The following is a 22851-nucleotide window of genomic DNA, read 5'->3' as shown; positions in this document are numbered from 1 at the left end:
AACGCTTTTCATACTGTAGGAGATTTAACGGGTTCTGCGTTGCTCCTCCTAAGCTGTTTTTCAACGCTTTTGTTCTTTTTAACGGGTGTAAGGAGTCTGAAATGGACGCACGTGAGTATCTTAATCGCCAAGGCGTTGGTCTTGATCGCGACCAAGAGCGGCCTAACACCTTGGAGGAGAAAGCCTGGGAGCGTGCCCGTGGGGCGGGGAGTCAACGCCCTAAGTCTGGCACTCCTCACGACTGGCAGGATTGGGAGCGCCATCATGATGACCTGGCAGAAGGGGCTGATACCTTAGAGCAGAAAATCGATAAGGAAGCCCACCGTAAAGCGCTGGCGCGGGAGAGGGAGCAAGCGGAACTTGCTCAATCGTCCGTAGAACACTTTATCCCACCCACACCCCCCTCATCGACAATGCCAACCTCTCAGCAAAGGGCGGCTGTTAAGCCCAAAGCGTCAGTGAATCCCCAGCCTGTCTCAGAACCTGCCTCGCTGCAGATTGCCTATAGTGCGCTGGCGGTACTGCTGCCACCTCTTGCGGTTGGATTGACCGGGGGAGGGGGAAAGCGTGTGACGATGGCACTTTTATTAACACTATTGGCGTGGGTGCCTGGGGTTATTTATGCACTTGGCTGGTTAAAACAGCGATAAAAGAAGGGTTGAAAGGGTATTAAGCCAGATTTGCCCATTGGCAGCGTGTTTGATAGGCGTATAATTACTGTCAACTTTTATACACAAAGAGGTTTACGATGGGCTACCTTGTCGGAGTGACGGCGCTTTGGGCGTTCTCATTCTCGTTAATTGGTGTTTACCTGGCGGGCCAGGTAGATAGTTATTTCGCTGTTTTGGTAAGGGTTACCCTGGCTATGCTGGTGTTCCTTCCCTTTTTGCGCCCCAGCTTGCTTCGTGGCAAGCAGCGCTTGGCGCTCATGGCCCTAGGCGCTGTGCAGTTGGGTGTTATGTATGTGTTCTTTTATCAGTCATTTTTGCTGCTATCAGTGCCTGAGGTACTGCTATTTACCATCTTTACGCCTGTCTATATAGCGCTGCTGGATGATCTTATGTTTGGCCGCTTCACTCCTATCTATCTCGTTACCGCCGTGCTGGCCGTACTGGGTGCTGGTGTGATCCGCTACGACGGTGTGGACAGCGGTTTTTGGGTAGGATTTTTGGTAGTACAGGGCGCTAACCTCTGTTTTGCCATTGGGCAGGTTGGGTATCGGCGCTTGGCCGCCGACCTTCCGCCCACGCTGCCTTGGCATAGCGTGTTTGGCTGGTTCTTTGTCGGTGCTATGGTGATTGCCCTGCCTGCCTTCCTGCTGTTTGGTAATACCGCTGCCTTACCAACGACGTTCGTTCAGTGGGGGGTATTGGCTTGGCTAGGCCTCGTAGCCTCAGGCGTTGGTTATTTCGCTTGGAACCAAGGAGCTGCTAAGGTGGATGCCGGCACGCTGGCAGTGATGAACAATGCGCTGGTGCCAGCAGGTTTGGTGGTCAATCTCGTGATCTGGAATCGCGATGCCGATATTGCCAAGCTTATTTTAGGCGCGGTGATCATGATGGCTTCGCTTTGGCTCAATCAATGGTGGCTAAAGCGTAGAACCCCAGCCGCAGCATAATGACCCTGTTACTTCAGAAAGCCGGCAGGCGACTTATTTGCTCGATACCGCCCGACTCTACATAATGTCGGCTGATGCTAGCGAGAGCCGCCCATGCCTGATACTCCGTCGATACATATTGCACCAGTGGATTTTGCGCGAAAGGGTAAGCCGTTCAAAACGATTGGTTTAATCGGCCGCCTTGGCAGTAATGGGGTGGTTGACTCGCTAACGCGCCTGGTTACTTACTTAGTTTCTCACGGCTACAAAGTGCTGATTGAAGATCGTACCGCCACGGTTGTTCCAGACCACGGTCAGCCAGAAGCCAGCCGCCGCATGCTGGGTGAGCTGTGTGACTTAGTGATTGTGGTCGGTGGAGACGGCAGTTTATTAGGCGCTGCTCGTACCCTCTGCCGCAGCGGTACGCTGATTTTAGGCGTGAACCGTGGGCGTTTAGGCTTTCTGACCGATATTTCACCGTCTGAGCTTGAAACCCGGGTAGGAGAAGTACTGGCGGGGGAGTTTGAGGTTGAAGAGCGCTTCTTGTTGGACGCGGTGCTCTACCGTAACGGTGTTGCGGTAGGTAATGGCGATGCGCTTAATGAAGTAGTGGTGCATCCTGGCAAAGCAGTGCGCATGATTGAGTTTGAGCTGTTTATTGACGGTCAGTTTGTTTATAGCCAGCGTAGTGACGGCCTGATTATCGCCACGCCTACCGGCTCTACCGCTTATGCACTTTCTGGCGGTGGGCCGATTATGCACCCCAAGCTGGATGTGGTAACGCTAGTGCCCATGTTTCCCCATACGCTTTCAAGCCGCCCCATCGTGATTGATGCTGCCAGTGAAATACGCATACATATTGGTGAAACTAATCACTCCTACCCCCATATTAGCTGCGACGGACAAACCCGAGCAGTGGCTAAGCCTGATGATGTATTGGTGATTAAGCGTAAGCCAGAGCGTGTTCAGTTGGTGCATCCCATTGGACACAACTTTTATGAAGTGCTGCGCAGCAAGCTTGGCTGGAGCCATCGGTTAGGGGATTGAGTATGGAGGGTTACGATTTAATTGGTGATGTGCACGGCTGTGGCGCCACCCTGGCGGCCTTGCTGGAAAAACTAGGCTATCACCAGCGCGGTGGGGTATACCGCCACCCGCGCAGAAAGGTTATTTTCCTGGGTGATTTGATTGATCGCGGCCCGCGTATTCGCCTAGCGGTGACTATTGCTCGGCGGATGGTGGAGGAGGGCGAAGCACACATCGTGATGGGTAATCACGAATATAACGCTCTGGCCTACACACATCCGGCTCCTCCGGGGGGTAACCGGCGCTGGCTACGGGAGCATACGCCACGGCATAACCGAATTATTGAAGACACCCTGGCCCAATATAGGGACTACACCAACGAGTGGGAAGACACGCTGGCGTGGTTCAAAACGATCCCTCTATTTTTAGAGCTAGACGGTATTCGAGTTGTGCATGCCTGCTGGGATGACGAGCTAATTAGCCAGCTAACAGCGCGTGCTCCGGATGCCCGAATGGACAGCCGCTTCTTAGTTGAATCCACCGACCCCTCCACCCAAGCATTTCGGATACTGGATCGCTTGACCCGCGGCACCCATATACCGCTCCCCCCGGGCGTGGCCATTCACTCAGGGGATGGGTTTACACGGCAGAGTTTTCGTGCGCACTTTTGGTCAGCTAACCCTCAGCAGTGGGGGGACGTGGTTTTTCAACCCGATAACCTACCTGGAAACTTGGAGTCTCGAAGCTTAACGCCCCAGGAACGTGAGCGGCTAAGCTACTACGGGCCTGAAAAGCCGCCACTGTTTATTGGCCACTACTGGTGCGAGGGAATTCCAGCGCTGCCCACTAATAATATCGCCTGCCTGGATTATAGTGCAGTAAAATACGGACGATTAGTGGCTTATCGTTGGAGTGGTGAAGAAACGTTGAACGCTGATCATTTCGTTTGGATTCAAGTGCCTAAAGAGGAGCGGGCGCTACCTAAGCCGTGGGAAATCGATTTTGATTAAGTAAAGATAACAAAGTATACATACGGTTACATATTTTTTGCAAAACTGCTGAACTAACCCTGTTGCCGGCTATCAGAGTAAGTGTTCCCTTGAATGATCCCTTGCTTTTTACCCGGCGGCCCCCTCCGCCGGTTTTTTTTTGTTTGTACGCTGGCCAAACCGATTGCAGACGCTGGGAATACCTAAATGCAAATAAGGAAGTCGCCATGCATCCAGTAACGCTTTTACCCCTAGGTGCAGATACCAGCGAGCTGCGTAAGGCATTGTGGCACTACCGCATTGGGCACCGCATTACTGATGAAGCCGATGGACAGCTGCTGTGGGTCGCTGACCCACGCCAGCACACGGAGTTAACGAGCCTAGTAGCGCGTTGGGAGCGGGGAGAAACGCTAATTGTTGATGCCCCCAAAGCCCGTCCACCTGCGTCACGCAATATTTTTGCGATAATCCGCCAGTTACCCGTCACCGCCTTAATGATCGGTATAAGCGTGCTCATCTTTGCGTTAACCGGCGTTTTTGGTGACCTACTGATCGTGGCGCTCACCATCGTGCCGGTGGGCGTATCGGGTGGGCAACTAGTGTACGGCTCACTTGGCGACACGCTTGCTTCTGGGCAGGTATGGCGGTTGTTGTCGCCAGCGTTTTTGCATTTTGGCTGGATGCACCTGATATTCAACCTGATGTGGGTGTGGTACTTCGGCCGCCAAATTGAGCAGCTTCAAGGTAGCCGCACCATGTTACTGCTGCTTCTGGTGGCTGGTATTGGAGCCAATTTAGCCCAATATGTTACCGGCACCGTTCTGTTTGGCGGCATGTCTGGCGTTGTTTACGCACTGCTTGCCCATGTATGGCTGATGTCCCGCCGTGTGCCACGTAGCGGCTTTTTTGTGCCGCAAATGCTTGTGGTATTTATGCTGGGTTGGATGGTGTTCACCATGATGGATGTCGCGGGAAGCGTAGGTTTTGGCAATGTTGCCAATGAAGCGCACTTGGGTGGACTGCTCGTGGGGCTGGCGTCAGGCTGGTATTATTCATCCAAACGAAGAAAACGCTGAGCGAGGAGCTTGCGATGAGCGATATGACTTTTGATCGTATGATCAACCAAATGACCCCCGCAATTTATGAGAGCCTTAAGCAGGCGGTTTCGCTGCGTAAATGGCCTGATGGCCGTCGCCTAACGCCAGAACAGACAGAGCTTTGCCTGGAAGCAGTAATGCGTTTTGAGGTTGAAAATAATGTGCCTGAAGAGAACCGTGTTGGCTACCTTGAGCACCGCACCTGCGGGGCGGGTGCGACGGGCGCTGGCGTTACCCCTGAAATGGCAGGACTAGCCCGGGATGCCACGCGTGACTGACAGTCTGTTCTCTTCCCAGTCACTGAATGCTCAACCACCCACTGCCCAGGGTTGCTTAACTAAAATGGCAGCGGCACTGCCTGCTAGCCCAGACGATTCAGTGGTTTACCACTTGCGGGCAGGCGAGCAGCGTCTTTTGCTCAATACGTTGATTGGGGAGCGGCTCAGCCTTACCTGGAGCGGCGCGATTGCTTGCACTCACTGTGGACGGGCGACTAAAAAAAGCTTTGCCCAAGGCCACTGTTACCCCTGCTTTAAACGCTTGGCGCAGTGCGATACGTGCATTATGAAGCCGGAAACCTGCCACTATCACCTAGGCACTTGCCGTGAGCCTGAGTGGGGTGAAAAGCACTGCTTCCAGCCGCATATTGTCTATTTGGCAAACTCATCAGGGCTGAAGGTGGGTATTACCCGCAAAACTCAAATGCCCACCCGTTGGTTAGATCAGGGAGCCATTCAAGCGCTACCCATACTGGAAGTGGATACGCGTCAACAGTCTGGCCTTGTCGAAATGCTGTTTAAAGAGCGGGTGGCTGATCGCACTAATTGGCGCGCGATGCTCAAGGGTGAGGTGGAAACGCTAGATTTAGCCGCAGAGCGCGACCAGCTTTTTCAGCAGCTGGCTGATGGGTTAGCCCAGCTGCGTGAGATTCACGGAGCCGGAGCCATTCGCACGTTGGATGAAAAGCCGCTGCACTTTCATTACCCCGTCGACACTTTCCCTCGCAAGGTAGTCTCGCATAATTTTGATAAGAAGCCTCTGGTTGAAGGTGTGCTACAGGGGGTGAAAGGGCAGTATTTGATGTTTGATACAGGCGTTATTAATCTACGGAAATTCACAGGTTACGAAATTACGGTGCGTTAAACGGCTAGCCAGAGTGGCTTGGGTTGACTAAGGTTAATGGTGTAAAAATATCCCTGCCCAATGCAACGCAAGGAAGCCGCAATGCCCTGGCTAAAACTGCTCCACATTGCCGCGCTGGTTATCTGGTGCGGCTCACTTCTGTATTTGCCGGCGCTGCTTAGCCAGGCACTTCAGCTTCGTAAAGATGCTGGCTTTGCTCAAGGCGCTCCGCCGATGCCGCGGTTTTTCTACAATTCGGTAGCGACGCCAGCAGCGCTTGCAGCGATTGCTTCGGGCACGCTGCTATTTCTGTTGCATGGGTTGTTAGGCGGCTGGTTAATTCTAAAACTTGGCGCTGTGGTGGCGATGGTGGCTGCCCACGGCTGCTTTGGCTGGCTAATTTTACGCTTGGAGCTGGGAATCCATAAAGGTGTGAAATCCGCCACGCTGCTTGCATTGTTGCTAGCGGTGGCGGGTATTTTAGCAGTACTGGGGTTTGTGTTGGCCAAGCCCTTGGACTGGAGTTAAGTGTTTATGAAAAGTCTTAGTGCGCCTTCTTGGCTGCTAATCAACATCCACGCCTACTGCGTGCTCGTACACCAGTTGGCCTCCCAACCAGCCAGCCAGCGCAATAAGTGCGGCAGTGAGCAGCGATACGGCCAGGCCCCAGGGCAGAATGGCGCTGGGTTCATTAAGCCGCAGCAGCCAGTTAAACGACGCCAGCGAGAGCATTACAACCGCCACAATCGCATGGCTCCAGCCGGTGATAAGTCGGCGGATGCGGGCAACGGTTACCAGGTCAATGATTCCTGCGATAGACGCTATCCAGCCACCAAAAGCGCCTACGCCCGCCAGCCAAAGGCCGCTACGCAGCCAAAAGGGGTCGTTGGTGTACCAGTAAGCCAGGTCGCTTGCTACCAGTGCCATCAAGGCGGCTACAGGAAAGTGGATCATTACAGGATGCAATGGGTGGCCAGCCAGAGAAGCTCGGCTTTTTATCGATCGTTGGGGAGTTGGTGCCATGGTCACTTCCTGTGGGCAGACAAAGGGAAATAGCAAATGAGGGAACGCAACTGCTACACGGCCTCACGGAATATTCAACGCGTATCGCGCCAACGGGTCAACCAAATAGCGTTAGTGACAGTGCTCGCCGCTGCTGGCTTAACCGCTGGTTGTGCAGGTGATAAATCTATTCTAGACCCCGCTGGGCAAGCTGCACGTGATGTGGCGCTGATTTGGTGGATCATGCTGAGTTTCGGAACGGTTGTGCTTGTCGCCGTGACGGCGCTATGGCTTTACGCTTTTAAGCCCCGGGAGGTAACGCGTACCCCGGTTGAGGAGCGGCGCATTGCTCGCCGCTGGATTCTAGGCGGTGGTATCGTGCTGCCCGTGACCAGCATTATCGCACTGTTGGCGTTTGGCGTACCTGCCGGGCAGCGCATGCTGGCGATTGACGATTCAGCGGAAGTCATTGAAGTGATTGGTCACCAGTGGTGGTTCGAAGTGCGCTATCCCAACGCTGAAGGTGGGGAGGTGGTAACCGCGAACCATCTGGTCATGCCCGTAGGCGAGCCGGTTGATTTCCATGTGACCGGTGCGGACGTGATTCACGCCTTCTGGATACCACGCCTGGGCGGCAAGGTGGACATGATCCCCGGTAGGGTGAATAGAATCCGTCTAGAAGCCAATATCCCCGCTGTTTTTGGCGCTCAGTGTGCGGAGTTTTGTGGCGTTGGACATGCGCATATGCACCTATTTGTTGAAGCACTTCCTAGAGAGGAGTACGACGCTTGGTTAGCGGAGCGCCAAGAAGAGCAGCTTAGTGCGGTGGCCACCGCCGACGCCAGCCACGATGACGCGCGCGATGCTTTTATGACCCATTGTGCCAGCTGCCATCAGATAGCTGGCATCAGTAGTGCTACGACGGGACCGAACTTATCTGATATGGGCAGCCGCGCGACGGTGGGGGCGGGCGTTATGGCTATGGAGGAGGGCGCAGTGAGTCGGTGGTTAAAATATCACCAATCGCTAAAGCCTGGGAATAGGATGCCATCCCATGACGATATAGAAACGGACACCTTGGATGCCCTTGGTGCTTGGTTGGAGACCTTGAGCCCATGAGCACAGTCAACGATAAAGCCATTGAGCATGACCCCCAGCAGCTACACGATGACCTACACGACATTTGGGGCAATCCAAAAGGGCTTAAAGCACTAACGATTGTGAATCACACCACCTTGGGCCTACGTTTTATGGTCACGGGGATGGTGTTTTTCTTGATGGGTGGCATTCTTGCCATGCTTATACGCACCCAGCTTGCGATGCCTGATCAAGACTTCATGTCGCCGGACATCTATAACCAAGTTACCACCATGCATGGCACGGTGATGATGTTCCTGTTCGCTATCCCCATGTTGGAAGGGCTGGCGATTTATATGATTCCCAAGATGATCGGCGCGCGAGATTTGGTCTGCCCAAGGCTGACCTCGTTAGGCTATTGGTGCTACCTGTTTGGCGGCATCATCCTTATGTCTAGCCTTGTTTTGGAGATGGCGCCGTCCAGCGGCTGGTTTATGTACACCCCGTTGAGTAGCAGCGAATTTTCCCCAGGCTTAGGCTCAGACTTCTGGCTGTTGGGCATCACCTTTGTAGAGATCTCTGCGCTGTCGGCAGGGGTTGAAATTGTCGTTTCTATCCTGCGTACCCGAACCCAGGGGATGGCGCTGCATAAAATGCCGCTATTTGCTTGGTATATCCTCGCTATGGCGTTAATGATTGTGGTGGGGTTTCCACCGTTAATCTTAGCCAGTGTATTGCTTGAACTTGAGCGTGCCGTGGGCATGCCATTTTTTGAAGTGGCGGCCGGCGGTGATCCTATCTTATGGCAACACCTGTTCTGGCTTTTTGGCCACCCTGAGGTTTACATCATCTTCCTGCCCGCGGCGGGCATTGTTTCCACGCTCATCCCGGTATTTGCCGGGCGGCCGATTGTTGGCTATGGCTGGGTGGTATTCGCGATTATCGTGACAGGGTTTATTAGCTTCGGGTTATGGGTGCATCACATGTTCACTGTGGGCATACCCCAGCTTGCACAGGCATTTTTCTCTGCCGCCAGTATGTTGGTGGCGGTGCCCACCGCCATTCAAGTATTTGTTTGGCTGGCGACGCTGTGGTTAGGCAAGCCCAAAATGAAACTGCCAATGCTTTGGGTAATGGGCTTCTTGATTATCTTTGTTTGCGGCGGTTTGACGGGCGTTATGCTGGCGTTGGTTCCGTTTAACTGGCAAGTGCACGATACCCACTTTGTGGTGGCCCACATGCACTACGTTCTAGTGGGGGGCATGTTCTTCCCGTTAATTGCTGGGCTTTATTATTGGCTGCCGCTCTTTTCTGGGCGTATGCCATCAGAAAATTTAGGCCGCTGGGGGTTCTGGCTCACTTTCCTGGGTTTCAACGGTACTTTCCTGATTATGCACTGGACAGGGCTATTGGGCATGCCGCGCCGTATTTATACCTACGATACGGGAATGGGATGGGATATTTATAACCTGCTCTCATCGGTTAGTAGCTTTGTGATGTCAGCTGGTATTGCCATGGTGCTGCTGGATATCGCGCTGCACTTCCGTTTTGGTAAGCCTGCCAAGCATAACCCATGGAGTGCCGACACGCTTGAGTGGGCTAATACAATGCCACCAAGTGCCTATAATTTTGTCAGCCTGCCCAACATCAAAACGCGTCACCCCCTTTGGGATGACCCTAACCTTCCCTACACCATGGCCGAAGGTAAACACTCTCTGGCGGTTGCTTCCCATGGTCGGCGGGAAATGTGGGGTACCGACCCCATTACGGGCAAAGTGCGTGAAATTATTCACCTGCCGGGCAACTCTTGGTGGCCGCTATTCGCAGCAGCAGCGCTGGCAGTGGTATGTATTAGCCTCTTAGTCCGCGTGTACGCGTTAGCAGGTATCTTTGCGCTGATTGCGGGTGTGTTTCTGCTGCGCTGGTCGTGGGAAAATGGCGCGCACCCCAAAGCCGCACCAGAAGCGGGCGTGGCGCCAGGCGACCCGCCGCTTCACTCTCGTACCATGGATGGGCCTGGGGTCTGGGCGATGGCCACCTTTTTGATTGCCAACGGCTCCTTTTTCCTCTCCTATTTATTTGGCTGGTTTTATCTCTGGACAGTGTCGCCCGAGTGGAGCATGCCAGCGGTACCGCCGCTCTCATTAGGTATTTTGGCTGGCGCTGGTATTGCAGTGCTGGCGGGCTATGGCGTGATGGTAAAACTAATACGCGGGCTTCGGCAGCAGCGTGATGCTGGTTTGGGTTCAGGCTTTTACTTGGCAGGCGCACTAGGTGCCTTGCAGGTAGCCTTGACGGGTTGGGCGCTGTACAGCGCCGACCTATCGCCAACCCAAACCACCCACGATGCGATCATGCTGGTCGGTCTTATCTACGTCCTGTTTCACGGCGGCTTAGCGGTTATTCTTACCGTGATGCAAGGGTTGCGCGTGGGTTATGGCTATGTGGGTGTTCATGCGCCTTTTGAGCCTGCGGTGGTGATACAGCTATGGCGCTATAACGTGGTTACCTTCTGGGTGTTAGCAGGGGCGCTTGCTGTTCTGCCCCGTGTGATAGGGGGCTAAGCACTATGACAACTCTAATGGAGCGTTTGCGTTTAACCCATCCCCTTCACTTTGTGATTGGTTTGACGCTGTGGTGTATCTGGTTTGTCGCGGTTTATGGAGGGCACGCAGTAGCCTGTGAAGCTGCGCCGCCCGCGCCGGACCAGGGGGTATTTACCCTGCTGAATGGAGGGCTACTGCTGATCAGTCTATTGACCACTGCCGTGCTGGTGGCCCTCACCTGGGGGTGTTGGCAAGCAGTGAAGCAACACCATGGGCGAGCGCGATTTAATGCGGCAGTTTCTGCGGGGCTATACCTGTTTTCAGCACTTAGCGTTGTGTTTGTCGCGCTGCCTATCATTGGGGTGCCCCCTTGTCTCTAGGGATTTGGCTGCGCCATGCATAAAGAGCAGCCTCGGTGCGAAGAGGTCATTGAAGCGCCACTCTATACCCTCCACGGCATGTGGTGTACCAGCTGTGCACTGGCTGTAGAGGGGGTGCTAAAACGCCTGGTGGGTGTTTCAGAGGTTAGCGTTCACTACCCAACTGCCACGGTGTGGATTAAAGGAGTGCCCGACACTATTCGGCTAGCGGTGCTCGCGCCTCACGTGGCAAAAATTGGCTATCGGTTAACCGCGCTGGAGGCGGTTGGTGATGCCCATGCGCGCCTTGAGCAAGAGAGCCGCTACCTGACGCTTCGTTTAATCGTTGGCTCCGTGTTTGGCATGTGGACCATGCTGGCTTCACTGCTGATATACGCCGGTGCGCTGCCCACTGTTCAGATAGAGAGTGTAGTGGCGTGGATCTCTGGGGCGTTTGCGCTGCCCGTGGTGCTTTATGCTGGTCTGCCATTCTACCGAGCCGGTTGGCGCACGCTGCTTGCCAAGCGCCCAGGTATGGATGTGCTGGTCAGTTTAGGGGTTGTGGGGGCGGTAGTGGTTTCAACTGGGCTTTTATGGCGTGGCTCAGTGGAGGTCTATTTTGATACCGCCGTGATGCTGATTGTGCTGCTTTTGGTTGGTCGCCTAGTAGAGACTTTTTGCCGGCAACGGGGGTTAAAGGCATTCGATGCGCTAGCGCTACCCAGCGTGGAGGTGACTGTTTGGCAGGATCGTCAGCCGGTAAGGTTACCCGTTGAAGAAATTGCCCTGGACGCACAAATAGACGTGCTCCCAGGTGAGGCAATTCCCCTGGACGGTACGCTGGAAACATCTGGTTGGATAGATACTGCGACACTCTCCGGCGAAAGCGTGCCGCGCTTCTTTGCTACGGGCCAGCAGGTGTATGCGGGCTGCCGTTACTTAAGTGGGTCAGCTCCCCTTAAACTTCGGGTCACTGCACCGGTTGGACAGCGGCGGGTAGATAAGCTGTGCGAACAAATGCGCCGCTTTCAGGCCCAAAAGGGCGAACTACAAACCTTAGCCGAACGGTTTGCCGCTTGGTTAAGCCCTGCCGCGCTGGTGCTTGGGGTTTTGACGCTGCCTGCTGCGTTGCTATTTGGGGTGGGGTGGGAAGAAGCCACCGTGCGTGCGCTTTCTGTATTAGTGGTAGCCTGCCCCTGCGCGGTAGGCCTTGCGGTGCCGCTGGCAAGCCTAGCCGGCAGTGGCCAAGCGATGCAGCAAGGTGTTGCCCTACGCGACCCCGCGGCTCTGGAAATTCTCGCCAACGTGCGTGCCATCGCTTTTGATAAAACCGGCACGCTAACCCGTGGTCAGCATAGCGTGCTGCATGCTGTCCTGCGTCACCCCAAAGACCAAGCCGACTTTCAGCAGATGTTATGTTCCGCCGTTAGGCAAAGTGAGCATCCACTCGCTTACGGCCTGCTGCGTTGGGCAACTAATCCTGAAAGCCATGCAAACGATAAGGTTGCGCAGTTAGAGGAGCTAGAAGAGTACCCTGGTAAAGGTCAGCGAATGACGTTTACTAACGGTGAGCAGTGGTCTTTAGGCAGCGCCTCATGGGTGGGGGGGCAGCTTGAACAGCAAGGCCAAGACTTGCCTGAGCGCGCCCAAGACCCCACTTACGACTTTGCCTCTCAAGTGGTAGTGGCTGACAGTCAAGGCTGGCTTGCCACGCTATACCTAGCTGATCAGCCGGTATCTGATGCCCAAGCAACCATACAGCAGTTACAAATTTCAGGTTATGGGCTGGCGATGATCAGCGGTGACCGCCAAGGTCCCGTGACTTGGCTGGGTCAGCAGGTAGGGCTACCCAAAGAAGCGTGCTACGCGCAGCGCTCACCGGAAGCTAAAGCAAAACTCCTAACTGCGCTACCATCCCTTACGCTCTACGTGGGAGATGGTGTTAACGATACACTCAGTTTGGCTGCCGCAGGAGTTGGTGTTGCCCCTATGCAGGCAAGCGAGGCTGCTCGGGAGGGGGCCGCTGCGCAGTTGCTAACGCCAGGAGTGGGTGGCGTGGTGCGGCTACTAAGCATTGCCAAGCGTACACGTCGGGCAATGGTGCAAAATCTTGCGTTTTCAGCGCTTTACAACACTTTAGCCCTGGGGTTAGTGGTGGTGATGGCGATACCGCCGTTGGTGGCCGTGCTGGCCATGGCAGCCAGCTCGCTTAGCGTTACACTCAATGCGGCAAGGCTAGCGTGGGCGGAAACTGACGAGGTTAACGATAGCCCAGCGCTTGCCCCAAACGCTCCGCATTAACGGCTACCCAATGCGAGTCAATGGCGCCCCAGTGTTTTATGGTGTAGTGGCCAATATTATGCCGTTCGCCTTCGCCTTTCTCGAACACACACTCGATATCCAGTTCTGCCAGGGAGGTGATGGTATCTTGCGCGGTACGCCTTGGCATGCCGGTGGCTTCAATAAGGGCGGGCACGCTCGCGACACCTTGCGCAATTAAATGTGCCACATATAAGCGGCGGTAAAAACTCGACTTGGTTTTGCTGAGCGGGGGCATTCGGTTTCCTTGGCGGCAACTAATCAGTGTGCTGCCTAGCTTAAATGAATAAATCCCCCTGTGCCCGGGGTGGGCAAAAATCCCGAGTGTTTAATCCCTGTTCGGTGCGGTTCTGCATGTTCCACTGGCGACTTGCGCGGTTAAAGCGCTGGGCGATCAAGTCGGCAAATATCCCTTTACCGCGAAAGCGCTTACCAAACTGCGCGTCGTAGTTCTGGCCGCCTCGGCACTGGCGAATGAGGCTCATCACTTTAGCCGCTCGCTCGGGGTAGTGGGCTTCCAGCCAAGCTTCAAATAGGGGAGCGACTTCATTGGGGAGTCGCAGCAGCATCCAAGTGGCGGTGCGCGCCCCTGCACGGCTTGCAGCCTCCAAAATTCGCTCAATTTCGTGGTCGGTAAGCCCCGGAATAATCGGTGACACCAACGTGCCCACCGGTATGCCCGCTGTGTTTAGCTGTCGGATCACCTTCAAACGCGCCTGAGGCGATGCCGCGCGGGGTTCTAACGTGCGTTTAAGGTTGGCATCCAGGCTGGTTAAACTGACAAATACCCGCACTAAGCGATGCTCGGCCATTTCTGCCAAGAGATCCAAATCCCGCAGCACCAGTGTGCTTTTTGTCACAAGCGTGACAGGGTGGCGGCAAGCCAGCAGTAATTCCAGCAAACGGCGGGTGGTTTGGTAGGTGGCCTCTAGCGGCTGATAACAGTCGGTATTGCCGGATAGGTTTATCGGGCGGCAAACGTAGTGAGGGTGGCAAAGCTCCTCTTTTAAGTGTTCCACCAGCCCGCTGCGGGCGATCAACTTGGTTTCAAAATCCAGCCCTGGCGAAAAATCCCAATAAGCGTGGGAGGGGCGCGCATAGCAGTAGACACAGCCATGTTCACAACCACGGTAAGGGTTAAGCGAACGATCAAAAGGCAAATCTGGCGAGTTGTTCCAAGAGAGTGCGCTTTTACTGGCTTCCTCGCGTACTTCTGTTGCCAGCGAGCTAGAGGCTTCTTCCTGCCACCAGCCGTCATCCTCCGCCACGCTGTGGGTAGGGGCAAAGCGGTTATGCGGGTCATAGGTTGCACCGCGCCCTTTATGCACGGTCGCGCGAGAGGGATCTAGTGATGTCATCTGCCACCTCGTACGTAGTATCAACATATATGTTCATAAATACAGTATATGAGGTTTGCGCAGCACCGCAACCAAGCGGTCAGTACAGCCACTTTCACGTTTGCAAAGCGAGATTACGCCGGCACCTATCGTACTGCCTATGAGGTGCATGCGATGTCGCTGGCGAATTTAGACGGGGAGTATGCAGAGATTGTGAGTACAGAAGAGGCGCTGGCCCTTCTTTAAACTGTTTTACCACTTTCCGCTCTTGATCAACGACGTTGCATCAACCGTTGGGTTGTAGATATAGCACCATGCATCGCCATACTGTGTTGTTAACACCGTCCGGTCGTACATCCCTTTTGCAGGAGAGTGATGCAGGTAATCTTCTAGCTCATCGAGCCGCGCTAGCTGATCAGCGTTAATGGCATACACCTCCACCACAACGCCTGTAGAAGGCGTGAGCTTAGCGCCTGGGTAGGGGCCAAGGTCGTAAAGAGTGATCTCTGTTAAATGGTCTTGGCCCAGAATGCCAGCGCCGTTTAACCAATGATGATTGCGATGGCCGTGCTTTAACGTGCCGTATACCGCAACTCTCGGGCAGCGTTGGATGGCTTGGTGAAGATGCTGCATGACGTTCACCTCGTACAATATGACAAGAGATATTGCAGAAGCGCCCTGGCAGTCTGCCAAGGCGCTGTGTTTACTTACCTTTTAGCCTAGCGCTTCTTCCGCGCCGGTTTTTTATCACTGCTCGCTGGCTCTGCATGTTGGGTTTGATGCGCCGTGCTGGGAAAGTGAGCACGCACCAGCTCTAGCAGCCCCTGGGTAGAAGCATCGAAGTCGGCGGCGTTGGCGTCGATGCGCTCGCTGATCTCTCCGGCGATGCGCTTGCCCAGCTGCACGCCCCATTGGTCGAACGAATTGATGTTCCAAATCACGCCCTGGACGAACACCTTGTGTTCGTAGAGCGCAATCAGCGCGCCGAGGTTTTTCGGCGTCAGCTCGTCGAGTAGCAGCGTGCTGGAAGGGCGGTTGCCTGGGCAGCTATAGGGGTCGAGCTGGCTGAGCTCTTTGCTGTCGCCTTGGCTGCCTTCCATAAAGGCGTTGGCTTGTGCCAGCATATTGGTGAGCAGCGCGAAGTGGTGGTCTTCCACGCCGGGTTCCGGCTTGAGCGAGGCGATAAAGTCGATGGGCACATAGCGGGTGCCCTGGTGTAGCAGCTGGAAGAACGCGTGCTGGCCGTTAGAGCCGGTTTGGCCCCACACAATCGGGCCGGTTTTGTAATTGACCGGATGACCGAAAATATCCACCGACTTGCCGTTAGACTCCATATCCAATTGCTGCAGGAAGGAAGGCAACTGGTTCAGCGCCTGATCGTAGGGCACGATGGCCTGGGTCTCGGCACCGATAAAGTTAATGTACCAAATGCCAATCAGCGCCATCAGTACCGGCATGTTCTGGGCGAAGGGCGCTTCGATAAAGTGCCGGTCCATCTCGTGAGCGCCTTCCAGCAGCTCAATAAAGCCTTCAAAGCCAATAGAGAGCGCAATGGGCAAGCCGATGGATGACCACATGGAGTAGCGGCCGCCTACCCAGGCCCAGAACTCGAACACGTTCTCTTCACGAATGCCGAACTCCATCGCCGCTTTGCGGTTGGTAGAGGCGGCAATAAAGTGCGCGCCGACGTCGGCGTCTTCTCCGGCGTTTTCCAGGAACCAGCGCCGTGCGGTCTTGGCGTTTAGCAGGGTTTCCTGGGTGGAGAAGGTTTTGGTAGAAACAATAAAGAGCGTGGTGGCGGGATTGAGTCGTGATAGCACCTTCTGAATATGAGTGCCGTCCACGTTGGAAACAAAGTGGAAGTGCAGCTCTGGGTGGCGGTATTTCAACAGGGCACGGACCGCCATATTGGGGCCTAGATCAGAGCCACCAATACCGATATTCACTACGTCTTTAATGCGCTGGCCGTCATAGCCTTTCCACTCGCCGTTACGCACCGCTTCGGAGAACGCTTTGATCTGCTCGCGGGTACGGGTAATTTCGGGCATCACGTCTTCGCCATCCACATACACGGGCTCATCGCCTAAATGGCGGAGAGCCGTGTGAAGTACGGGACGGTTTTCGGTGACGTTAATAATGTCCCCCGAGAACATCTGGGCACGTCGCTGTACCAGTGCAGAGTGGTCAGCTAGCTCAATCAGCTTAGCGAGCACCTCGTCAGAAACGTGGTGCTTTGAGTAATCGAGAAATAGGCCGCCGACGCGCAGGCTCATTTTTTCAAAGCGCTGTGGGTCGTTGGTGAAATAATCTCGGATACGGTCTTGAGTCGTTTTGTCGCGCAGGCGCTCAAGAGCCTGCCAAGTGACACTGCGAGTGAGTTGAAACATAACGGGCGGTCCTGTTGTTTTTGCATCTGGTGTACATCGTTATCACTGGCGAGGGCGAAAACACTCCCCGTAACGTCGCTATTATTTATGTAAAAATACTACATGTTGAGCTGTTTGAAACACCTAGAAACGATTAATTGTAAGAAAAGTAGTGAATAAAACGCTAAAGGGGTGGGCGGCTCTAATATGGCCGCCCAATCAACATAAAAGCAGAAGCAAAAGGGCAAGAACATTTCGCCCTCAGTGTGCAGCGTTTAGCTGGCAACGGCCACTTGTGCGGCACCACGTTTGATAAACGCGTAGCCAAGGCCCGTAATCAGAGAGCCTACGACAATGGCACCCAGGTAGAGCAGGGCCGGGGTGATCGCATTAGGAATCAGCAGGACGAAGATGCCGCCATGAGGGGCCATAAGCTTGGCACCGACTAGCATGGAGAGTGCACCCGTGACCGCGCCACCGGCGATACACGCGGGAATCACCCGCAGCGGGTCTTTTGCCGCAAACGGAATCGCCCCTTCACTAATAAAGCACAGGCCCAGTACGAAAGACGCCTTACCGGCTTCCCGCTCGGGGGCCGAGAACTTATTGCGCGCCACGAAGCTCGCAATGCCCATGCCAATGGCCGGTACCATGCCCGCTGCCATAATGGCTGCCATGGGCGCATAGGTTTGTGATGCGAGCAGGCCCACGCCAAAGGTGTAGGCCGCTTTGTTCACTGGGCCACCTAGGTCAAAGCACATCATGGCACCCAGTAAAATCCCCAGTAGCACCGCATTGGTAGACCCCATAGAGGAGAGGAAGCCGGTTAGGGCGGCCATAATGGCGGCCACGGGTTCCCCAATCACGTAGATCATGGTCAGGCCTGTGACGAGGCTGGCCACAAAGGGAATAATCAGAATGGGCTTGAGGGATTCGATGCTCGCGGGCAGCTTAACGTACCGAGTCACGGCCAAGGCCACGTAGCCTGCCAAGAAACCGGCCAAAATGCCGCCGATAAAGCCAGCATCAATATTGGCGGCCAGCATGCCGCCAATCATACCGGGAGCGATACCAGGGCGGTCGGCAATGGAGTAGGCGATATAACCTGCCAGCACGGGAATCATCAGGGCAAACGCGGTACCACCACCAATTTGCATCAGCGCGGCGGCAAGCGTTCCCTCTTCTTGGAACGCTTCGATACCGAACACGAACGAGAGGGCAATTAACAAGCCGCCTGCCACCACCATGGGCAGCATAAAGGAAACACCAGTAAGCAGGTGCCTGTAGACGCCTTTCTCTTTCATGCCTTTTTTGGCCGATGCGCCATTGGCGGCGCTGGTGCCGTGCTCCACCACAGCGTCGGTAAAGGCGGCTTCAAGCGTCGGGCGTGGCTTTTTCAGGGCGTTACTGGTGGACGTACGATAAATACGTTTTCCCGCAAAACGAGTGGGGTCCACTTCGATATCGCAGGCTAATACGACCACGTCGGCGGCGGCGATCTCTTCTTCATTCAGTTTGTTTTGTGCGCCCACCGAGCCCTGGGTTTCCACGCGAATCTGGTGTCCCATGGCTTTACCCGCCTCCGCCAGCGCTTCTGCTGCCATAAAGGTATGGGCAACGCCGGTGGGACAGGCGGTGACGGCGACAATTTTTTTGCCGCCCGCGCTGCTTGCCTGGGTAGCCGCTGTGGCTGCCGGAGCGCTGAAAATCGGCGTTTCCCGCTTGGCCTGGCTTAAAAAGGCGCTGGGGTCGGGCAGGGCGCTGGCAATGGGGGCCTGGAACAGCCGCTTACCTTCGAAACGTTCTGGAGCGGGCACGTGGTCGGCGGCTACGACAATTAAGTCGGCGTTAGCAATTTGCTCGGCGCTGGCGGCTTGCAGCGGCGCAATCTCGCCGTGCATCTCCACATGGACGTGCCAGCCCAGCCGTGTGGCCGCTTGTTCTAAGCGCTTAGCGGCTAGAAAAGTGGTCGCCATGCCGCTGGGGCAGGCGGTAATCAGAATCAGGTTCATCGCGTGGCTCCCTCGGTGTGGGTGTCGTCAAGACGCCGTACCCGGGTCTGTTGTTGGAGTGAGTCAAAATCATCGGCGTGGGGCGTGCCCACACCAACATGGCGTACCGCGTCGGCAGACAGCGCCGTGGCGAAGCGAAGCGTGTCTTCGGGCGAGTGGTGGCTCAGCAGCCCGTGGAGCATGCCCGCCACAAAGGTGTCACCCGCGCAAACGGTATTGGTGGCGATGACGGTGGGTGGCGTGGATTGCCAAGTGCCGTGCTGGCTCACCCATAGAACACCCTCGGCACCTGCTGAAATCAGCGCGTGTTCGATACCGCTGGCGTGCAGCCGCTCGGCAGCCGCTTGGCGCTGCTGGTCGCTATCAAGCGCGCTGCCCGCCCAGTCGGCCAGCTCAGTTTCGTTCGGCTTCACGGCTGCAGGCTGCGCGGCAATCGCCGTGAGCAGCGCCGGGCCGCTGGTGTCTACCCAGAGTGGTACTCCGAAACCTTTTAGAAAGGTGAGCAGCTCGCTAAACGTGTACTGGTCGATGCCGGGAGGCAGGCTACCTGCGACCACCACGGATTGAGGCGGCGCGCTACTTTCAAACAGGCTGCTTAACATGGTGCGTAAAGCATCCAGATGGGTGGCTTCGATGGGCATGCCGGGGCCGTTGATGTCGGTCACGCGGCCGCTCTGCTCGGCCAGTTTTGCGTTGATGCGCGTGTTACCCGGCACCCGGACGAAAGCATCTTCGACGCCGTAACGGGGGAAGGCGAGGCTGAAAGGGGCGTCGTTCTCTTCGCCTAAAAAGCCGCTCACGACCACCTCGTGGCCCAGGCTTGCCAATACCCGCGCGACGTTTACCCCTTTACCTGCGGCCTCCAGCTGCGCGCCGGTGGGGCGGTTGACGTGCCCCAGCGTCAGCGCATCCAGGTTGAAGGCGAGATCTAGCGCTGGGTTCAGCGTAATACAGACGACTCTTGCCATTAGCTGGCCTCCAGAGCATCGCGGACTTCATCGCTGGTGGCTTTGCTCAGCGCTAACTGGGCGCTCGCCTGGGCTTGGGCAAGATCAAACTCGCGCAGGCGGGATTTGACCAGCGGGATTTGGCGTGCGCTGACGGAGAGTTCGTCAACACCCAAGCCCACCAGAACCGGCACGGCCATGGCATCAGAAGCCAGCTCACCACACACACCAACCCATTTGCCTTGTGCGTGGGCGGCTTCGACGGTCATTTGAATCAACCGCAGTACCGCCGGGTGCAGGCCATCGGCTTGGGCAGAAAGCTCCGGATGGCCACGATCAATTGCGAGGGTGTATTGCGTTAAGTCGTTGGTGCCCACGGAGAAGAAGTCGACTTCTGCGGCGAGTGTTGGCGCTAATAGGGCGCTTGAGGGCACCTCAATCATCACGCCAAGCTGTACGTCGGTGGCGCGCTGCTGGGGGGCGATTTCGCTCAGCAGGCGGTCATAGATCGCCTTCGCGGCGCGGAACTCGGCCACATCTTTGACCATCGGCAGCATGATGCGCAACGGTTTGCCCACGGCCGCTATCAGCAGTGCGCGAATCTGGGTTTCCAGTACGTCCGGCTGGGTTAGCGCTAGGCGAATACCGCGCAGGCCAAGGAAGGGATTGTCTTCCTGGGGCACCGGCCAGTAGGGCAGCGGCTTGTCGCCGCCAACGTCGAGGGTGCGGGCGACGAGCGGGCGGCCATTCAGCGCATCGGTGGCTTCGCGGTATTCGGCAATTTGCGTGGCGAGATCCGGAGCGCTGGAGTAGGCCATGAACAGGAACTCGGTGCGCAGCAGGCCGACCCCTTCCGCGCCGCGCTCTACCGCATCGGTGGCGTGGGCAGTGTTGCCCAGGTTGGCAGCCACCTCCACCTTGTGGCCGTCGCGGGTTTGCGCTTGCTCAAAGCGCAGCTCCCAGGCATCTGCTTCACGCTGCTGCTGGTCGAGCAGCTGCTGCTCGGCGCGGCGCAGGCGCTCCTCGGAAGGCTGCGAGGTCACCCGGCCGCGCTCGCCATCCAGAATCATCATGCCGCCGTTATGCAGCGCCATCACCGCTTCACCGGCGCCTACCACGGCAGGAATGCCCAGCGCACGTGCCAAGATGGCGCTGTGGGCGGTCGCGCCGCCGCGAACGGTCAGCAGGCCGCGCACGCGGGAGGTGTCTAGGCGGGCCACATCAGAGGGGCCGATATCGTCCATCACCAGAATATAGGGGTGGTCGGGCGGCTCGGGCAGGGTAACGTCGCACAGCACGCCGAGCACGCGGCGGCCTACATCGCGCAGGTCGGCAGCGCGTTCCGCCAGCAGGCGGTCGGCCAGCATCTCTTGGGCGTGGGCGGCGGTGTCGATGGCCTCCCACCAGCCCGCTTGCGCCGAGCGGCCTTCGCGGATGGCGTCAATCGCCGCCTGGTGCAGTTCGGGGTCGTCGAGCATCTCTTCGTGCATGGAGAGAATATCGGCTACTTCGCCGCCAGGGGCGTTGTGTACCAGCGCCTGCAGCTGGGCAGCGCCCTCTTTGAGGGCGGCCTCTAAGCGTGCGATCTCTTGGGTGGGGTCGCTGGCATGCTCAGGGTAATCAAACTGCATTGGGCGAATAACAAACACCGGGGCAATCGCTAACCCTGGCGAGGCTGCCACGCCGGTGTGCGGTTTATCGGCGGCCAGCGGCTCCACGGCAGGCTTGCTGGCGTTGGCGGCGGGCGTGGCATCGCGGCCCCCGTCGAACGGCGTGACTTTTTCACCCAAGCCCTCTTCGACGGCGGCGGCCATGGCGTCTAGCGCGGCGCTCGCTTGTTCGCCCTCGGCGGAGAAAGTCAGCCACTGGCCGCGGCGCGCACCCAAACCAATCACTTTGGTCAGGCTGGCGGCAGAGACGGTGGTGGCGCTGCCTTCTTCCAGGCGCACATTAATGGGCATGGGCTGGGCACGGGCGATCTGTACCAGCTGTTTGGCCGGGCGAGCATGCAGGCCGTGGGGGTTCAATACGCGCACGCGCCGGGTGTGAGTGCTGGCGGTTTCTCCAGCCAATGCCGCAAGAAGCTGGGCGCTGTTTTTGCCTACAAAGCTCTCGCTTTCGCCGTTCTCTAGTACCGCCATGAGCTGCTCAAGCAGCGGCCGGTGGGCATCGCCGCTGGCGGCGAGGCAGAACAGCGCATGAACCGGGTGGCCGCTATGCTCAAGCGTGGTGTCGGCGGGCGTCGCTACACCTAGTGCAGGATGGTTGACACCTTGGGCGTGGCTTGAAAGCCACAGGCCTTTGCCCAGCCACTGGGGCTGGGTGCCAGCAACTGCGCTGATAAAGCCGTTATCCACACAGCCGCTTTGGCGTAGCCGCGCTGCCGCCGCTAGGGCCAGTTCCTGCGGGTCTCGGGCGGGAAAGTTAATGCATAGCGTATCGGCATCCAGGCGAGGTGCCAGTGTCGGCTTGGATAGCAGTCGAGCCACATCAGCGGCGGAGCTGGCGCTGGCCAGCTTAGTGGCTACACCATCGCGGTCGAGAACGTGGGTCAGCTGGCGCAGAATGTCCAGATGCTCATCATTTTGCGCTGCAATGGTGACCAGTACGTACACCGTGTTGCCATCGTGCCACTCAACACCTTGCGGAAACTGCAGCACCCGCACCCCGGTACGCTTTACATGGCGGCGGCTGTCAGGCGTGCCATGTGGAATCGCAATGGCGTTGCCTAGATAAGTGGACGACTGCGCTTCACGGTCATGGAGGCCGTCGCGGTACTCGGCCGCCACCAAGCCAGCATCCGCTAGCGCGTTGGCGGCGCTGTCGAGCGCAGCTTGCCAGTGGTCCGCATGGCGGTCGAGCAAGATGTCATCGGGGCCGAGTGTCAACATAGGGGTCTCCTGTAAACGCGGTCAGGCAACAGCAACGTCTGCGATTGGCGGCGAAGGTGCGCGCATAAGATGTTAGTCGTAGATCGTTAAGGTTAGCTGGATGAATCGTGTCACCTGTGGTTAGTTGGCTATGCTGAATCGATTCACTTTTAGGCACAAGGGTT

At 56.6% G+C, this 22851-nt stretch carries 20 protein-coding genes; 12 read left to right on the top strand and 8 right to left on the bottom strand.

Going from position 1 to position 22851, the window contains the following annotated elements; translation table 11 throughout:
* The first annotated feature begins 101 nt into the window (after positions 1-101).
* The 8 genes from BB497_14455 (at position 102) to BB497_14420 (ending at position 6359) form a co-directional block, all read left to right on the top strand.
* Positions 102-650, top strand: a complete 549-nt coding sequence (locus BB497_14455) for a hypothetical protein (protein AVI63827.1) — start codon at positions 102-104, stop codon at positions 648-650.
* 98 nt (positions 651-748) lie between these two features.
* Positions 749-1618 carry a hypothetical protein gene (locus BB497_14450; GenBank protein AVI63826.1) on the top strand — a complete coding sequence of 290 codons (870 nt, stop codon included), beginning with the start codon at positions 749-751 and terminating at the stop codon, positions 1616-1618.
* A 93-nt stretch (positions 1619-1711) separates the two neighbouring features.
* The gene (locus BB497_14445) at positions 1712-2644 is read left to right on the top strand and encodes an NAD kinase (GenBank protein AVI63825.1); all 933 of its coding nucleotides are present in this window, start codon (positions 1712-1714) and stop codon (positions 2642-2644) included.
* 2 nt (positions 2645-2646) lie between these two features.
* Positions 2647-3633, top strand: a complete 987-nt coding sequence (locus tag BB497_14440) for a serine/threonine protein phosphatase (GenBank protein AVI63824.1) — start codon at positions 2647-2649, stop codon at positions 3631-3633.
* A gap of 206 nt (positions 3634-3839) precedes the next feature.
* On the top strand, positions 3840-4688 hold the full coding sequence (locus BB497_14435) for a rhomboid family intramembrane serine protease (protein AVI63823.1): 849 nt from the start codon (positions 3840-3842) through the stop codon (positions 4686-4688).
* Between the two features lie 14 nt (positions 4689-4702).
* Positions 4703-4987, top strand: a complete 285-nt coding sequence (locus BB497_14430; protein AVI63822.1) for a hypothetical protein — start codon at positions 4703-4705, stop codon at positions 4985-4987.
* Positions 4971-5852 carry a hypothetical protein gene (locus BB497_14425; GenBank protein AVI63821.1) on the top strand — a complete coding sequence of 294 codons (882 nt, stop codon included), beginning with the start codon at positions 4971-4973 and terminating at the stop codon, positions 5850-5852. Before BB497_14430 ends, BB497_14425 begins: the two co-directional genes overlap by 17 nt.
* 81 nt (positions 5853-5933) lie before the next feature.
* Positions 5934-6359 carry a hypothetical protein gene (locus tag BB497_14420; protein ID AVI63820.1) on the top strand — a complete coding sequence of 142 codons (426 nt, stop codon included), beginning with the start codon at positions 5934-5936 and terminating at the stop codon, positions 6357-6359.
* A gap of 36 nt (positions 6360-6395) precedes the next feature.
* On the opposite strand, the gene BB497_14415 is transcribed toward BB497_14420, so the two are convergent.
* Positions 6396-6854, bottom strand: coding sequence for a hypothetical protein (locus BB497_14415; protein AVI63819.1), 459 nt, complete (start codon positions 6852-6854; stop codon positions 6396-6398).
* A 36-nt stretch (positions 6855-6890) separates the two neighbouring features.
* Here BB497_14415 and BB497_14410 point away from each other — a divergent pair, with 36 nt between their 5' ends.
* Genes BB497_14410 through BB497_14395 form a run of 4 tightly spaced genes read left to right on the top strand, consistent with a single transcriptional unit; the run spans position 6891 to position 13116 of the window.
* On the top strand, positions 6891-7952 hold the full coding sequence (locus BB497_14410) for a cytochrome c oxidase subunit II (protein AVI63818.1): 1062 nt from the start codon (positions 6891-6893) through the stop codon (positions 7950-7952).
* Complete coding sequence (locus BB497_14405) at positions 7949-10474, top strand: cytochrome c oxidase subunit I (GenBank protein ID AVI63817.1); 2526 nt, start codon at positions 7949-7951, stop codon at positions 10472-10474. The genes BB497_14410 and BB497_14405 overlap by 4 nt, the downstream gene beginning before the upstream one ends.
* 5 nt (positions 10475-10479) lie before the next feature.
* The gene (locus BB497_14400; GenBank protein ID AVI63816.1) at positions 10480-10836 is read left to right on the top strand and encodes a hypothetical protein; all 357 of its coding nucleotides are present in this window, start codon (positions 10480-10482) and stop codon (positions 10834-10836) included.
* A 15-nt stretch (positions 10837-10851) separates the two neighbouring features.
* Positions 10852-13116: an ATPase P gene (locus BB497_14395; GenBank protein ID AVI63815.1), complete on the top strand. Its 2265-nt coding sequence runs from the start codon at positions 10852-10854 to the stop codon at positions 13114-13116.
* On the opposite strand, the gene BB497_14390 is transcribed toward BB497_14395, so the two are convergent.
* From BB497_14390 to BB497_14360, 7 genes are all read right to left on the bottom strand, one after another.
* A complete protein-coding gene (locus BB497_14390; protein ID AVI63814.1) occupies positions 13076-13372 on the bottom strand; it encodes a hypothetical protein in 297 nt (98 codons plus the stop codon). The two genes, BB497_14395 and BB497_14390, sit on opposite strands and share 41 nt — an antisense overlap.
* Before the next feature lie 40 nt (positions 13373-13412).
* A complete protein-coding gene (locus BB497_14385) occupies positions 13413-14492 on the bottom strand; it encodes a radical SAM protein (protein AVI63813.1) in 1080 nt (359 codons plus the stop codon).
* Positions 14493-14723: 231 nt separating this feature from the next.
* Positions 14724-15104 (bottom strand): hypothetical protein, encoded by a 381-nt coding sequence (locus BB497_14380; protein ID AVI63812.1) that lies wholly within the window; start codon positions 15102-15104, stop codon positions 14724-14726.
* 86 nt (positions 15105-15190) lie between these two features.
* Positions 15191-16858, bottom strand: a complete 1668-nt coding sequence (locus BB497_14375) for a glucose-6-phosphate isomerase (protein AVI63811.1) — start codon at positions 16856-16858, stop codon at positions 15191-15193.
* 254 nt (positions 16859-17112) lie between these two features.
* A complete protein-coding gene (locus tag BB497_14370) occupies positions 17113-18849 on the bottom strand; it encodes a PTS fructose transporter subunit IIBC (protein ID AVI63810.1) in 1737 nt (578 codons plus the stop codon).
* Positions 18846-19817, bottom strand: coding sequence for a 1-phosphofructokinase (locus BB497_14365; protein AVI63809.1), 972 nt, complete (start codon positions 19815-19817; stop codon positions 18846-18848). The genes BB497_14370 and BB497_14365 overlap by 4 nt, the downstream gene beginning before the upstream one ends.
* Complete coding sequence (locus tag BB497_14360) at positions 19817-22687, bottom strand: phosphoenolpyruvate--protein phosphotransferase (protein AVI63808.1); 2871 nt, start codon at positions 22685-22687, stop codon at positions 19817-19819. Before BB497_14360 ends, BB497_14365 begins: the two co-directional genes overlap by 1 nt.
* Positions 22688-22851 lie beyond the last annotated feature (164 nt).

This window comes from Halomonas sp. GFAJ-1 (assembly GCA_002966495.1).
Lineage (GTDB): Bacteria > Pseudomonadota > Gammaproteobacteria > Pseudomonadales > Halomonadaceae > Vreelandella.
The sequence above is the reverse complement of the archived record's forward strand: the minus strand, read 5'-3'. Positions and strand labels throughout refer to the sequence as shown.